Below are 14,028 nucleotides of genomic sequence, written 5' to 3'. Positions count from 1 at the left end.
GCACGCATCGCCACAACCAGCGATGCTATGACGAAACGTATGGTTGCCAGGCTGAAGGTCGCACTCGAAGTCAAGCAGGGGTATGGAGAATCAGCCACCAGCGCCTAACGAGGGCCGGTTTCGCCAACTGCTGGCAGAGGCGGGTAAACAGCGCGGGCGCTTCGATCGGCGCCTCGAGAGGATTGCTGGGCAGAAATTCCTCTCTCGCGACGAGCTACCCGAACACCTCTTGATCGGTCTTTCCTACCTGGCCAGCATCCAGCACCGAGCAATTCTGCTCCTCCTAAGCGACGGACTAACGAGTTACGCGGCCGAGATCCAGAGCCGGGGGCTACTCGAGTTTCTGGCCCACGTCGCCTTCGTGCTCGGAAAGGAAACCGATGCTCCAGTCGGAACTGCGCGCCAGCGTGCCATCTGCCTCAGTCTGGCGCGCGCGCGCGAAGAATATCAAACCATGAGGAGTGCGGAGGACTTGGGAAAGGTCGAGGCTGGCACGGCCGCGGGCGCATTGGAAAGGGTGGATCTCTATAACGGCCTCCATCGTCGCGAGGGCTGCCCGTGGGGCTCCCGGCCATGGGCCTGCGTCGTAGCGGGCAAGCCCTGCAAACACCGAAGCCAATGGCCCTGTCGGGACGGGCAGAACCCCCGGCCGCGCACGATGGTCAAATACACCCTTGAACTGCTCAGCGACCGGATCGCCGCCCCCTGGCTGGTCGATCTGTATGTGACCAGCTCACTGCTCGCTCACCAGGGACTGCTCGACCGAATCGTCCAGCCGGTCGACGGAATCGACACGCCGTCAGCGGCTACGTATCGACATCGAGCCACCGTACTTTCGGCTGCCCTGAGCGCGTACGGGCAGGGCTTGGGCTGGATCCTCGAGCACTACTCGAGCACCGCTGCTCACGAACTGTCAAATGAGTGGGGCGTCATTTACGACCTTCCGGACTATGCCGCGGCAGCTTCCGGAGAGTGGGACTCGCCAGCTACGAGATCCTGACCTCGTAGGTTCCCAACGGCGGGTTCGAATCCCGGCCTTCCCGTAGCCCTCTTGGCTTGACTTTGAGCTACGAAAAGGCGAACTCGTAACCGATGGCCGCTTCATGATGCTGGTCGATAACGAGCTCGCCTTCGTATTTGGGTTGGCAACCCTGTTTCCGATAAAAACAGTTCGCAATTTCGTTTCGCCTTAGTGCCCATACCCTGAGGCCCGAGGCGTTGCGATAACGAGCTGCGTCTTTGCAGCGGTTCCAAAGCAGCGTGCCAGTCCCTGAGCGTTGCCGACCGGGCAATACGTAGATCGGCTCTACGAGCATCCAGCCGTCGTCCAAATCCGTAAGGTCAGCCAATCCAACGATTTGCCCATCCAATTCAGCGACGAAGGCATAACGCAAATTCCCTAACTCCCAGCTGGGCTCGATTTTTCCTTCGGCAAACCGTTTCAGTTCCTCGGCGCTGTAGATGTGTTTGTAGGCCTGTATTTGTGCCTCGGTCGACACATGAGTTCGAGCATCATCCTCCTCCGGCATTTTGGCGTCGCGTATTCGGACCGGTTGGGCCGACGGCACTGCCTTGGATTTGCTCAATCCCGGGGCGCAAGCACCTGTTCATGCTTGGTCTCCTGGTTGACCAGCACGACCTCAAACAACTCCTGAAAGGGGCAACCAAAGTACTTCACCATCTGCGCCTGAAGCTTTGGCCCAGCCTTGCGCGCTCCGCCCTCAATAGCAGGAATGCAGTTCTGGGAGATGCCCAGGTCGTTGGCAAGCTTGCGCTGGGTTAGCCCGCGCTTCTCGGGCATCGCCTTCAGACCCGTGGCGCGAACCTCGACCTTCACCTTGAATATCGTAGGCTGGAAGTCGAGGCTCCGCACTCTATTGGGGTTGCCATCGAGCGATGCGGCGAAACTCCTCAGGACCGTACGCCGATTGTGGAACGCACGCATGACCTCAGCTCGATGTCGGGTGACGATTATATGATCACCGGCTGGCGGTGCTGTCGTCATTACACAGACGGGCGGCATTTTGAATCTAGGTCAAGTAAACACTGGACAGGTCCAGGGGAACCTTGAAAGTCACCTTCACGCGGTAACTGGACCCACGGCATCGGAGTTCGTAGAAGCAGTCAAGGCGTTTGCCGATGCGGTGCAGAAAGATGACGCGCTTGCCGATGCAGAACGAGGCGAAATTCTGGAAGACCTGGACTATCTTGCTGAGGAAGCTAACAAGCCTGATGCCAAAAGGCGACCCTCTTTGCTCGGACGGATCATTGGCGGCATGCCCAATGCGCTTCAGGCCGCCGAATCCGCGAAGACTGCTTGGGATACTTTTGGACCGACGATCGGCGGTTTTTTTGGTCGGACCGGAGGGAGTTAGCCCGTAGGAAGGGACCGTATCGCCGAGCCTTTAGCTGGCTTGCTACTCATGGTCCGTTCAGCATTACGGGCTAATTGCCTTATTCTCGCGCCATCCTCGGCTGGGCATCTACCGCTTTCCTTCTCGTCACGCGACAGCGAGTGGTACTGAACGTCCTCGACACGGGCACCTTCATCGTCCTTGCTGTGGCTGCTGGTGGCCAGTCGGATTTTGGCGACGACGGGTGGAGCGCGGTCGCCAACGGACTGGCCGAACGTCTCGTGTCCGCTTGGCCTGGCCAACTTAGTTCAATATCACGAAGGTCTCAGTCAAACCTCTGAGGGTCAGTGTTTGATCGTCGAAGCGATAGTAAATGGCAAAGTTTCGAAGCTGGCCATGAATGAACAGTCGAAACGGCTGCGCCCACTGGGCTGGCGTGATCTGGATCCCCATCGCCGGGTTTTGGGCGAGCCTGAATGTTAGATATCCGATTGCATCATCAATGAGAGGGGGCGGCCCGAGGCGGGCACAGTCGGCGTCGAAGTCAGGATGGTGCACGATGTCCCTGGGCGGCGGCATCGGGCCACTATGGTAGACGGTCTATCGAGTTGCTGGCGTCGCGTCAGCCTGATCGAGCTTGCGGGCGTAGGCGATCTCCTCCTGGGTGAGTGGTCGGTCCACCCAGAACACGGACTCGTACGGGATTGTTTCGAACATCTCGGCGTGCGCCCATCCCGGGAATTCATGCGAAAGATCGCTGGCCTCATTAGCCGACAAGTCTCGGACACGCTTGATAGCCCGGACGACAGCAAGCAGCTCCTCCGGCGAAAAGAGGCTTACGTCCGGCTCCTCTAGGGCGATATAGCGTCGTACCTCGTAAGACTCCCTCGGTTGCTTGATGTCGATACGACGCTGCTCTTCGAGTTCCTCGGCAAGGGGAAGCAAAGTCACGAGGGTCGGTCCAAGGTTGTTCTTCTGATAGGGCAGACCGGTGATCGGCTTGCCTGTCCTAAAGAACATGCTGAAGTCCGCGTGGCACAAGGCCTTGTTGAATTTGACAGCCCCGAAATTTGGGTCGTCAGCCGTAAGCGACGCTATAAGGAGGACTAACTCCTTAGCTTTCCGCCTGTCCGGCTCGTGTGTCTCGTGATAGAAGCGGTTGCCGCGTGTATCCATTGCTGAGACCTCAATGCTGCTTGGGCTTGCGCCAGAACGCCACTGCTCTATTCATGCGACGCTGGCTCCGGGCCGCTCCCGACAGGATGAGGCAATGTTGTTACGGCCGGCACGAATGGTCATATGGGCTCACCGATCCCTCCGACCTCATTAGACGCCTTGGCCAATCGGCTGGATTCCGAACCACCGTCTCTGCCGTGGAGCATACACTATTTCTGGACAAAAAAGCGGACTTCAAGACGTAAATAAGTCCAGCAATTCGGGTCCGAGGGAAGGGAAATGGCGGGACGGCCGGAGGAGGCTTTCGCGGTTCTGGCACGTATCGTTGGCACCAATCCGCGGACCTACAAGCGATGGCGCGAATCCAAAATCGTGCTCGGACCTCGGGCGGACGATCCGACCGAACTTGACGCCATAGAGGTTGGCGCCGTGCATGCCTTGTTCAGCCAACTTGGCGATTCCGATGGCCGCAACGCCTGGAACCGAGTAAGGGCTCGGCTACTCCAGCTGGAGCCCACAACGGCCACGAGGGTCGTCTGGGCTGAGCCCTACCAGATAACGTTGTGCCTTACCGATGAAGAAGTCGGCGTGGCGGCCTCTACGGATAACCAGCCGGTGACGGTCGTTCGCGTGGGAATTGCGGCGATTGAAGCCCGGCGGCGGCTCCGCCAACGGGCCAGCGGACTCTAGATGAAGTTCGTCCTCAGATATTGCACGGATTTAGCCGGCGGCCTGGAGCTGTTTAAGCCTCGCAGCGGTCTGTCGGGGTTAGCCAATCCAGGGTCCGCCTTTCCCTCCCATCCGGTTGTCAGTCAAGTTTGGAGTCCGCGGCTCAAGCCGCCAAGGTGTTAGTTTCCGGCTAAAGGCCTAGAGCTGGGGGGTGTTCGATGAAATGCTTGATTGCATCCTCGGCTCCGGCGGCGACCCCCGTCTGAAGCCCAGCCCGGAGAGTGCCGAGGAGCGTTCCTATTGCCGCCCCAAGCACCTGCCGAGAGGGTCGCCGAGCCTTGAGCTGAGCTTCGGCACTCTCAATCTGTGCCGATGCATCATCCCGCTGATCCTCTGGAAGATTCGCAACTTGCCGCCTGACATCGTCAAGCCAGCGCCTTAGGTCGCCGAGCGCGGCCTGGCTGATGTATTCGACCTGTTGGTGGCTCTGGATGTTGGCCACCTGCATCGGAGCGTTGACATCGCCCATAACCGTTAAGACAACGGTTCCAGGGAAATGCTCCGTGCCCTGGTCTGGGCGCTGGATCGCACCCTCCGTTTCTTTAACCCCGCGATGCGTCAGTACGACGAGTGGTCCGGCACCGTATCCCTTGACCAGCTCCTCATTTTCTAGGTACTGATACACCTCGAGGACCTCGTCGTTCGCAATACCCAACGCGGTTCCAATGTCGAAGATGCCCACCGGTTTCATCGGGGAGCCGTCGGCGACCTCGTACAGCTGCTTCATGAATTTGAGCCGCCAGCGCTGCTTCTCCTCCAAGCTTGACATCACAGAAGATCCTATCTGGCACCGTCCGAGGGTCTACGGCTAGCTTTCAGCCGACCGGCTTCGCTGGCCGCCCGGGCAAGAGTCCTGCAACTATGGTTTCGAGACCGCTGCCCGGCCTGAAACAGACTTCCTTGAATGCGTTCAATACTTGAACACGGTTCAAGTATGCGACCGCCTCAGCATCCAGCTCATGCTGCGCCTGCTGCTTAGAGAGCGAGGCCATGAATTGGGAACCTAACGGCATGATGACCGTGGTTGCTTCGTCGAGGGGTACGCCGCCCCACGGCCCCCCCATGAGGCTTCCAGTTTTGAGTGGCACTGTCGGGGAGTTCCCGATCAAGAACTCTCCAGCACCTGGCTTTGGAGTTGATATTTCTAACGAGAGCGTCGCAAAGATAGCGACCGTAGTCTGAAAGTGCGTTCTAACACTGTCCCAGAACAGTTTCGGGTCGTCTAATGCTGGCCTAGCTTCTTCGAGCAGTTCGTCGGCGATTAGCTCAAGAGCCTCGCGGCCAGCAGCGTGTATGCCGTGGCGTTCAAGGTACTTGATCTCCAACCACTTCCGCTGCTTTGGGTCGGTCAGGAGTTCCGACCGTACGTTACTTATGGCACCGGCGGTAGATTTTTTGGCTACCCATTCGATTCCTCGACTCCGAATCAAGTGCATAACCATGCAGTCCCTGATGGCGCGCGAGTGATGCGGATCGTTTGGTAGCGTCCCTGCGTCGAGCGCTGCAAGTGCCTCTCTGAGTCGATTCTCTACGGCCTGCCACAACTCCTCGGCCTCTTGGGGAGCCGCAGAAATGAAGCGTGCCTGCCACATTGACCCGTTGGGCGTTCGATCATCAAACGTGGCCGCTTCAAGGTCGAACCGAAGCAGGTGACCGGCGTCAGTAAACCGCCGTAGAACGATCTCAGAAACTAGATGCTGACGTCGGTACTCGCCCAATCACGAACACCAGAATCTATTGCCGCGAGCTGACCGGGCGAAGCAGTCGCTCAGTCTCAGTGCGTCCCGCGAGGCTTCCCCACATGGCTCAAGTTCGTTGGCAAGCTCATGATCGCTGACAAGAAGCATGAGTGCTATGAGTTCCGCGTTCGCGCTGGGAGTGCTACGGACCTGCTGTCGCCACCCGATGCCGTTCGCTACATCGTAGACACTCGCCTGGCTGGTACGCGGTAAGCTCACGGTTCGTTGTCATCGTGACGCGACGCCGACACAGCGAAGCTACGAGCCGCTTCAGGCAAACGGCGAATGCTTTTCTCGTTCAACTGATCGCCCATCAGACGGACTATGGGGGCCTGCGTGGTGCTCCCTTGGATCAAGTGACTTTCGGGCAGTTGTGCTATCGCCCGCTCCGGTAGTCCGCGGCGCCCACCAGCGGTGATCTGGGCCGCTAGCTGCGTGCCAGCGATAGATCATGTTCTAAAACGATTGCAATCTGGTGGACCAACTGATTTGCAGAATTCTTATGGTTCCGCGCCGACTCTGAGCATCAAGCGTAAGGAGACCGAAGGCGAATCGAAACGGGAAGGAAACAGAAGGAGAATGCCTGCACCAGGATTCGAACCCGGGACCAACTGATTAAGAGTCAGCTGCTCTACCAACTGAGCTATGCAGGCGCACCGGCTATTCTATCCAGCCTTTCTTTCGGCCTGCGTCACTCAGCTACTTCTCGCGATCACCCCCCACCGTCATCAACCCGCGCGTCGATGATCGCGCGGCTCTAACACTTGCTCAGCAGAACTCTCCGGGTTCACCATGACCACCTCGAAGAGGTCCTCGAAGTTCACGTTGAAAAACTTGATCAACGCTTGGCGCAGTTTCGGGCCCGGCCGGCGTGCCCCCGACTCGAGTGCCGGAATATAGTTCTGGCTAATGCCCAGGTTGTGTGCGAGCTCGCGCTGTGTCAGACCCTTCTTCTCGCGCATTGCCCGCAGCCCGGTCGCACGAACCTCGACATTCATCTCGGCATCATCACACGGTTGCGTATATTTGTCAAGACATGCCTACAAAACGGTCTAGTCGAGATCGGTCCGCGCCAAATTTGCCAACCGGACGCCTGATTTTGTCCGGCCTAACGGCGTTCGGCTATCACGGCAACAACCCCGCCGAGCGCAAGCTGGGGCAGGTTTTCACGGCTGACCTCGAGGTCACCCTCGACAGCAAGAAAGCCGCCGCCAGCGACCGCGTCGAGGACACCATCAGCTACCCGCATCTCGAGAAAACCGCCCGTCAGATCCTCGAGGGCAGGCCAGCCAACCTGCTGGAGACGGTCGCCGAGCGGATCGCGACCGCCCTCCTGAAGTACCCCGAAGTGATCCAGGTCACCGTCCGCGTCAGCAAGCGCCCGCCCCTGCCGAACCTCAACACCTTTACCGTCGAGATCACGCGGCCGGCTGACTAAACTCAACCGATGCCCGCCCGCCTGATCGACGGCCGCGCCCACGCGCGCGCCATCCGCGAAGAGTTGAAACTCGCCGTCGAGCGCCATCCCAACCAGCGCCCGCCCGGGATTACCGTCATCCAGGTCGGTGATGATCTCGCATCCACCACCTACGTCCGCGGCAAGGCGAGGGCCGCCGAAGAGGTCGGGTTCAAGTCCGCGATCGAGCATCTGCACGACATCAGCCAGGCCGACCTGAACAAGCGGATTCAGGCGCTAGCCAAGGACCCGACGATCGACGGCATTCTTGTCCAGATGCCACTGCCCGATGGCCTCGATGCTGATGACGCGCTCGAGCAAATCCCCCCACATAAAGATGTCGACGGCCTGCACCCCTACAATGCGGGCCGCCTCGCGCAGGGGAACCCAACCTTCATTCCGGCCACACCGCTGGGCGTGCTCGAGCTGCTCCGGCGCGACGGCATCGATCCCACCGGCAAGCATGCCGTCGTCGTCGGACGCTCCCGTCTCGTCGGGCGACCGCTGGCGTTGCTCCTTCTTCAGAACCACGCGACCGTCACGATCACCCACTCGCACACCGTCGACCTCGCCAGCATCACCAGGACCGCCGACATCCTGGTCGCCGCCACGGGCAAACGCGGCCTCATCACCGGCGACCATGTCAAGCCCGGCGCGATCGTGATCGACGTCGGCATCACCCGCGATCCCGAGACCGGCAAACTGACCGGCGATGTTGACCGCAAGAGCGTTGAGCTAGTGGCGCAGGCTCTGACCCCCGTTCCGGGTGGGGTCGGCCCCATGACCATCGCGATGCTGCTGGTCAACACCTACCGCGCCTACCGCCAGCACCTCGGCCAGGCGTGACGTACCAGGAATCGCTCGACTACCTGACGTCGCTGGGTCGCTTCGGTATCAAACTCGGTCTGGAGCGAACCGAGGCACTGCTGCACGCGCTCGGCGCCCCGCAGGATCTGTTCCAGGGTGTGCTTGTCGCGGGGACCAATGGGAAGGGTTCGGTTTGCGCGATGGTGTCGAGCATCCTGCAGGCGGCGGGGTATCGCGTCGGCCTGATGCCGAAGCCTCACCTCGTCTCCTACACCGAGCGAATCCAGGTCGACCAGCGGCCGATCGCCGAGGCAGATTTCGCGGCGCTGCTCACGGAGCTGCAGCCCGCTATTAATAAGGTTGCGGCGGAACTCGGCCCGCCCACCGAGTTCGAGATCCTGACCAGCGCGGCCTTCTACTACTTCGCCCGCGCGGGCATTGACCTGCTGGTCTGCGAGGTTGGCCTCGGCGGGCGGCTCGACTCCACCAACGTGCTCGATCTCGGCGTCAACGTAATCACCAACATCGCGCTCGACCACACCCAGCACCTGGGATCGACGCTGGAGGCGATCGCCGCGGAAAAGGCGGGCATCCTCAAGCCGGACAGCATCGCGATCACGGGCGCGCAGCCGCCGGCCCTTGCGGTCATCGAGGCGAAGGCGCGCGACCAGCGCATCCCGCTGCTGCGTCTCGGCCAGGAGATCGGGGTGAGTCCCATCGACAAAGACTGGGCGGGCGTGGAGGCGACGATCACCACGCCGCGCGGTACGTATCGGGACCTCCGCATCCCGCTACTCGGCATATATCAAGCTGACAATGCCGCCCTCGCCGTGGCGTCGATCGACGCGCTGCGCTCGCGCGGGTGGGACATCTCCGACGGCGCGCTCCGCGACGGGCTGGCCCGCACGCGCTGGCCCGGCCGGCTCGAGGTCATCGACCGCGATCCGATCGTGCTCGTCGACGGCGCGCACAACCCCGCCGGGCTGGAGCGGTCGCTGGAAGCGGTTCAGAAATTAGCGAAAAGCCGCCCGCTCGTGATCGTCTTCGGGGCGATGCGGGACAAGGACCTCTCATCGATGCTCGCGCTGCTCCACCGCGTCAATGCTCCGGTGATCTTCTCCCGAATCGATTGGCACCGCGCGGAGGCACCCAGTGAGCTGGCCAAACGGTTCGAGGGCGAATCTGAAACAGCGGAATCCTCAGCCGAGGCGCTCAACCGCGCGCGAGAGAAGGCGGGACGCGACGGCATCGTCTTCGTCTGCGGCTCGCTTTACCTGGTTGGCGAGGTAAAGTCCAGCCCCGTGCGAATGCCAGCCTGATCGACCGGCCCGGGTGCAACCGAGGTCCGTATGTTCAGGTACATGGCCTTAGGCGCCGAATATGCTTGCCTGGACAGACACATGTAACGGGAGGGAAGGATCGATGCGTCTGCTGACACCTCGTGCTTTCTTTCGACCTGCGCTCTTGCTCGGCATCGCGATCGGCGTAACCACCGCTGCGGCACCGGTAATGGCAACGGCAGCGGCTCCGCGTTCGTCAGTCGTCGTTCACCCCGTGACCGACGTTGGCACGGCGTCCCAGGTTTCCGCGCCGACCACCTCGGCGGCCAGAGTCGCGGGCGCGCTGGAGCGCGGGGTGCGCCGGCCGCACGCGGTGTCCCAGGCCGCGGCGGCAAGAGCAGGAGTTTCGAATGCGCCCACCGCATCCTCAAATGATCAGAACGGAGACCAATCGGGCAATGGCTCCTCACGGCGGCTCCTCCGGCACTTCAATGGAGTCAGCAGCCTCGACAGCGAGGTCACGAACTTCGGCGCGAAGTTCGAGCCGCCCGACACGGCACTCTGCGAGGGCAACGGCTTCGTGCTCGAGCCCGTCAACTCCGCGTACACGATCTACCGCACGAACGGGACCCCGATCGCAGGCCCGTTCAATGTCAACGACCTTTTCCACCGCGGGGGCTTGCAGTTCACGAGTGACCCGCGCTGCTACTACGATCCAACGACCAACACCTGGTTCGCCACTATCCTGTTCATCGCCGACGACAACGCGTCCTCGACGATCGATATCTCGGTCAATCGCACAGGTGATCCGACGACCGCGTGGACAACATACAGCATCGACACCACCGATGCCGCCAACACCGCAAACGGTTGCCCCTGCTTCGGCGACCAACCCCGCCTGGGCATCGATGCCTTCAATCTTTATCTGAGCACCGATGAGTTCTCGATACTCGGACCGCAGTTCGATGGCGCTCAGCTGTACGCCGTCGCCAAGCGCGACCTGGTGGGGCTGAAGTCGCGCATTCACTTCGCGCACTTCGCCAACCCGACCATCGACGGCAACTCGCTGATTGCGATCGTGCCAGCGATCACGAACGGCTCGGCTGATGCCGAGTACTTCCTCAACGCGCTCGACCTCAACCTTGACGGAAGTACGGTGAGCCGCATCGGGGTTTGGGCGATGACGAACCGAGACGAAGTCGGTCGCGGTGATGCTCCCACCCTTTCCAGTGTCGTCATCGATTCGGAAGGCTACGCTGTCCCGCCGAGCGCTATCCAAAAGGGCTCGAGCCACCCGCTGGATTCCGGTGATGATCGAATGCAACAGACCCAGTTCATCAACGGCACCATCTGGGGCGAGCTCACGACCGCGCTGAGGCTGCCAGGCGATTCGACAGTGCGCGCCGCCGCGGCCTGGTTCAACGTCAAGCCGGTCCTGGGCGAGGAGGAGGAGCTCGCTTCCGCAACCATGACGCGTCAGGGTTACGTTGGGGTTCGCGGCAATTACGTGATCTACCCTGCGCTCCAGGCCGACAAATCCGGCAATGCGGCAATGGTCGTCACGATCTCCGGTGCGCAGCGCTATCCAAGCGCTGCCTATGCGGTGATGGTGAGCGGCCGGTCCGCCTTCGGGGCAGTGACTGTGGCCGCCGCCGGTACCGGCCCTTACCGTCCCAAGCCGAAGCAGTTCGGCCGGTGGGGCGACTACTCATGGGCCCAGCTCGATCCTGCCACCGACACATTCTGGCTGGCCGCCGAATACGTCCCGCCGCTCGCCAGCCAGACGACCGATCACCTCCGTAACTGGGGCACGGAGGTGCTCCAGGTAAAGGTCAGCGACTAAACGCGGAGCAAGGGGAGCCGGCGATACGGCTCTCCTTGTCGCGGTGCGCGCTAGCGCCGGGCCTGCGGAGCGAGCACCAGTTTGCGGTGCGGCGAAGCGGCCTGCTGCTTCCAGGCCTCGGGCGCTGCCTCGAGCGGCAGCACCTCGAACTCAACCTTGAGCTGGCCCGCGACTACGTAATCGACCAGCCTACCGTAGGCTGCCGCCTGATCTTCCCAGGGCACCACGAAAGTGTTGTACCCGAGGACTGACAGATAACGGCCGCGGACGACGCCTGACTTCACGACGGCTTCCTGACCGGCCGACGCGCCGAGTTGCACGAATCGACCGAACGCACTCATCGCCTCCATCGCCGCGACGCCCGGTGCCCCCCAGACCGGATCGATCACGACATTGAGCTGCCCGGCGCTGGCTTCCTTGATGCGGTCGATCAACCCATCGGCCTGCTTCAGATCGACGGTCGCGTCGGCCCCGAGGTCTTTCGCACGGGCCAGGCCGTGCTCATCTCGGGCCGCGGCAATCACGCGCCCCGCTCCGAGCAGGCGGGCCACCTGGACCGCAATCGTGCCGAGGACGCCGCTCGCGCCGAGAATGAGGATCGTTTCCCCGGCCTTCAACTCCGCGCGCCGGGTGAGCCCGAGATACGCGGCGATCCCTGGCGTGCCCAAGGCCGCGGCTACCCCGTCAGGCACGCTCTCCGGAAGCGGTACTGTTTGACCCCGGCTGACCACTGCGCGCTCGGCCATCGCGCCGTTGGGAAGGGCAGCACGGAAATAGACGCGTGGTCCCGCCTTTCCATTCTCCTGAAGCCGTCCGATGCCTTCGCCCCCCGGCACATACGGGGTCGGCGGCGAACCCGCGTAAAACCTTCCACCTGCGATCGAGATGTCGACAGGATTTAGGGGCGCGGCGGAAACCTCCACCAGGCTCGACCCATCGGCCTTCGGTTCTGGGACGTCGCGAAGAACCGGTGGCTCGCCATATCGCTCGATCACCGCGGCGCGCATAGTCACAACAGCTTAGCGCCGGATTCCTAATTACTGCTGCGTCGTACCCTTGAGAAGAAATGCCAACCACCGACGCGGTGGCCGCGCTGCGATTCCGAGATCGCTCGAGTGCCGCCCTTCCATATGCGCTCGTCGGAGTTAGCTTCATCGGCTTGTGGTTTGCCATCATCGATCACGTCTGGACAGATCCCGGGTCGCTCGCGATCGGCGTGATCTTCATCACGGCAGTGCTGGGATTCGCGCTATGGCTGAAATTGATCAACGACCGAATGGCGATCCTGGTTACCGCGGACGCGTTTGTGCTCAGGGGAGTCCGGAATGAAATCATCACGCTCGCCAACCGGGCCGCGGTTAATCAGATCGTGTTGAGGGCGCAAAGCCTGCAACTGCTGGACGCGCATGGCCGCGAGCTGTATAAGACGGAGCGCAGCGCGTGGTCCGACCAGCAGGTCGAGGCATTCGGCAAGGCAGTCGGGGTGCCGGTTATCCGGGTATGAAGGCAGCTTTAGCCCTTGAGATAGCGATCGAAGTACGCAACCGATCGCGCCATCGCCAGGGTGAAGCCCCCCGAGATGTTGTGATCGGCTCCGGCGTACGTGTAAAGCTCCACGGGTTTGCCGGCGGCCTGAAGATCATTCGCTAACGTCTGTGAAAACTGCAGCGGCACCTCGGTGTCGCCGGTGCCATGGTGCAGCTGGATCGGCGCGGTGATGTCGGCCAGGTAGGCCATCGGGGAGATCGAGTCCCAGAAGCCCGGATTCTGCTCGGGCGTGCCGAAGCTGTCGGTGAAATTGTGCGGCCAGCCGCCGCTAAAGGACGGGGGTGGGCGGTCGCCGCCGATTGGATGCCAGTTCTCCAGCAGATCCTTATAGGTCGCGTTGACGCCGGCCCAGATGACCGCCACCTTGATCCGCGGATCGATCACCAGGGCCCGCAGCGTGATGTTGCCGCCCATCGAATGTCCCCACATGCCGATTCGGTTCGGGTCGGCATTCGCGTAACGCTGCATCGTGGTTACGGCATTCAGGACGTCGACCGTGTCGTTCGGCGAGCCGTACGCGCTGACCGGCGTGCCTTGTGAGCTGCCGAACCCGCGGTAGTCCGGCTTGAACACGACATATCCGTTGCGGGCAAAGGCATCGACATAGGCGACATAACGCTCAGTGGTCCGGTAGACGGTGGGCGGGATGTAGCCGTGGTTGAAGATGATCACCGGCCAGCCGCTCGCCGGCTTCGCGCCGTTGGGGACGGTCAATAGCGCAAAGATCTTGAGCCCATCCGACTGATAGGAGGCGACGTATTGCTGGTAGTTGCGTCCCGGCACGAGCGTCCGCTCGATGACCAGGTCGCTGCCGGGGTAATCGCGCTGCCGCATCGCGAAGATGGCCAGCGGCGGCAGCGTCTGCTGCGCCGGTGCTGGCAAGGCTGACGGCGTGGCAGCCGGGCGCGCGCTCGGTGCGAGTGCCGCCGGTGGCGGGCTACTGCAGCCGACCAGGATTACAGCGATCGCAACGACGAGCGGCCAACGGTAACGCTCATCCATCGATTCAGGATAGCGCCGGATTATTCATGACAGAGTTGCCACGGGAGGAGATTCGCCCGAATACCCGGAGATGTGGCTACCGTTTCCCTAACTA

At 61.7% G+C, this 14,028-nt stretch carries 16 protein-coding genes and 1 tRNA gene; 7 read left to right on the top strand and 10 right to left on the bottom strand.

Annotation, left to right across the window (positions count from 1 at the left end):
- The first annotated feature begins 82 nt into the window (after positions 1-82).
- Complete coding sequence (locus VHK65_13900; protein HVS07240.1) at positions 83-1,000, top strand: hypothetical protein; 918 nt, start codon at positions 83-85, stop codon at positions 998-1,000.
- A gap of 67 nt (positions 1,001-1,067) precedes the next feature.
- On the opposite strand, the gene VHK65_13895 is transcribed toward VHK65_13900, so the two are convergent.
- Entirely contained in the window at positions 1,068-1,529 is a 462-nt protein-coding gene (locus VHK65_13895; GenBank protein ID HVS07239.1) for a GNAT family N-acetyltransferase, read from the bottom strand.
- 53 nt (positions 1,530-1,582) lie between these two features.
- A complete protein-coding gene (locus VHK65_13890) occupies positions 1,583-1,837 on the bottom strand; it encodes a helix-turn-helix transcriptional regulator (protein ID HVS07238.1) in 255 nt (84 codons plus the stop codon).
- A gap of 307 nt (positions 1,838-2,144) precedes the next feature.
- Between VHK65_13890 and VHK65_13885 the strand changes: the two genes are divergently transcribed.
- A complete protein-coding gene (locus tag VHK65_13885) occupies positions 2,145-2,375 on the top strand; it encodes a hypothetical protein (GenBank protein HVS07237.1) in 231 nt (76 codons plus the stop codon).
- A 282-nt stretch (positions 2,376-2,657) separates the two neighbouring features.
- Here VHK65_13885 and VHK65_13880 read toward each other — a convergent pair whose 3' ends face one another.
- From VHK65_13880 to VHK65_13855, 6 genes are all read right to left on the bottom strand, one after another.
- Positions 2,658-2,933 (bottom strand): hypothetical protein, encoded by a 276-nt coding sequence (locus VHK65_13880; protein HVS07236.1) that lies wholly within the window; start codon positions 2,931-2,933, stop codon positions 2,658-2,660.
- A gap of 21 nt (positions 2,934-2,954) precedes the next feature.
- Entirely contained in the window at positions 2,955-3,530 is a 576-nt protein-coding gene (locus tag VHK65_13875; GenBank protein HVS07235.1) for a Panacea domain-containing protein, read from the bottom strand.
- 859 nt (positions 3,531-4,389) lie between these two features.
- Positions 4,390-5,019: a hypothetical protein gene (locus VHK65_13870; GenBank protein HVS07234.1), complete on the bottom strand. Its 630-nt coding sequence runs from the start codon at positions 5,017-5,019 to the stop codon at positions 4,390-4,392.
- A 55-nt stretch (positions 5,020-5,074) separates the two neighbouring features.
- The gene (locus VHK65_13865) at positions 5,075-5,977 is read right to left on the bottom strand and encodes a DUF4238 domain-containing protein (protein ID HVS07233.1); all 903 of its coding nucleotides are present in this window, start codon (positions 5,975-5,977) and stop codon (positions 5,075-5,077) included.
- Positions 5,978-6,578: 601 nt separating this feature from the next.
- A tRNA-Lys gene (locus tag VHK65_13860) sits at positions 6,579-6,651 on the bottom strand.
- A 75-nt stretch (positions 6,652-6,726) separates the two neighbouring features.
- Positions 6,727-6,996 carry a helix-turn-helix transcriptional regulator gene (locus VHK65_13855; GenBank protein HVS07232.1) on the bottom strand — a complete coding sequence of 90 codons (270 nt, stop codon included), beginning with the start codon at positions 6,994-6,996 and terminating at the stop codon, positions 6,727-6,729.
- An 80-nt stretch (positions 6,997-7,076) separates the two neighbouring features.
- On the opposite strand from VHK65_13855, the gene folB reads away from it, so the two are divergent.
- The 4 genes from folB (at position 7,077) to VHK65_13835 (ending at position 11,384) form a co-directional block, all read left to right on the top strand.
- A complete protein-coding gene (folB, locus tag VHK65_13850; GenBank protein ID HVS07231.1) occupies positions 7,077-7,436 on the top strand; it encodes a dihydroneopterin aldolase in 360 nt (119 codons plus the stop codon).
- A 9-nt stretch (positions 7,437-7,445) separates the two neighbouring features.
- Positions 7,446-8,300: a bifunctional methylenetetrahydrofolate dehydrogenase/methenyltetrahydrofolate cyclohydrolase FolD gene (folD, locus tag VHK65_13845; GenBank protein ID HVS07230.1), complete on the top strand. Its 855-nt coding sequence runs from the start codon at positions 7,446-7,448 to the stop codon at positions 8,298-8,300.
- Complete coding sequence (locus VHK65_13840) at positions 8,297-9,580, top strand: folylpolyglutamate synthase/dihydrofolate synthase family protein (GenBank protein ID HVS07229.1); 1,284 nt, start codon at positions 8,297-8,299, stop codon at positions 9,578-9,580. The genes folD and VHK65_13840 overlap by 4 nt, the downstream gene beginning before the upstream one ends.
- A 103-nt stretch (positions 9,581-9,683) precedes the next feature.
- Positions 9,684-11,384: a hypothetical protein gene (locus VHK65_13835; GenBank protein HVS07228.1), complete on the top strand. Its 1,701-nt coding sequence runs from the start codon at positions 9,684-9,686 to the stop codon at positions 11,382-11,384.
- 50 nt (positions 11,385-11,434) lie between these two features.
- Here the strand turns inward: VHK65_13835 and VHK65_13830 are convergent, their stop codons facing one another.
- Positions 11,435-12,391: a zinc-binding dehydrogenase gene (locus tag VHK65_13830; protein ID HVS07227.1), complete on the bottom strand. Its 957-nt coding sequence runs from the start codon at positions 12,389-12,391 to the stop codon at positions 11,435-11,437.
- 59 nt (positions 12,392-12,450) lie between these two features.
- Here VHK65_13830 and VHK65_13825 point away from each other — a divergent pair, with 59 nt between their 5' ends.
- Positions 12,451-12,888, top strand: a complete 438-nt coding sequence (locus VHK65_13825) for a hypothetical protein (GenBank protein HVS07226.1) — start codon at positions 12,451-12,453, stop codon at positions 12,886-12,888.
- A gap of 8 nt (positions 12,889-12,896) precedes the next feature.
- Here the strand turns inward: VHK65_13825 and VHK65_13820 are convergent, their stop codons facing one another.
- A complete protein-coding gene (locus VHK65_13820; protein HVS07225.1) occupies positions 12,897-13,934 on the bottom strand; it encodes an alpha/beta fold hydrolase in 1,038 nt (345 codons plus the stop codon).
- Between the last annotated feature and the right edge of the window lie 94 nt (positions 13,935-14,028).

Source organism: Candidatus Dormiibacterota bacterium (assembly GCA_035544955.1).
Taxonomy (GTDB): domain Bacteria; phylum Chloroflexota; class Dormibacteria; order CF-121; family CF-121; genus CF-13.
The sequence above is the reverse complement of the archived record's forward strand: the minus strand, read 5'-3'. Positions and strand labels throughout refer to the sequence as shown.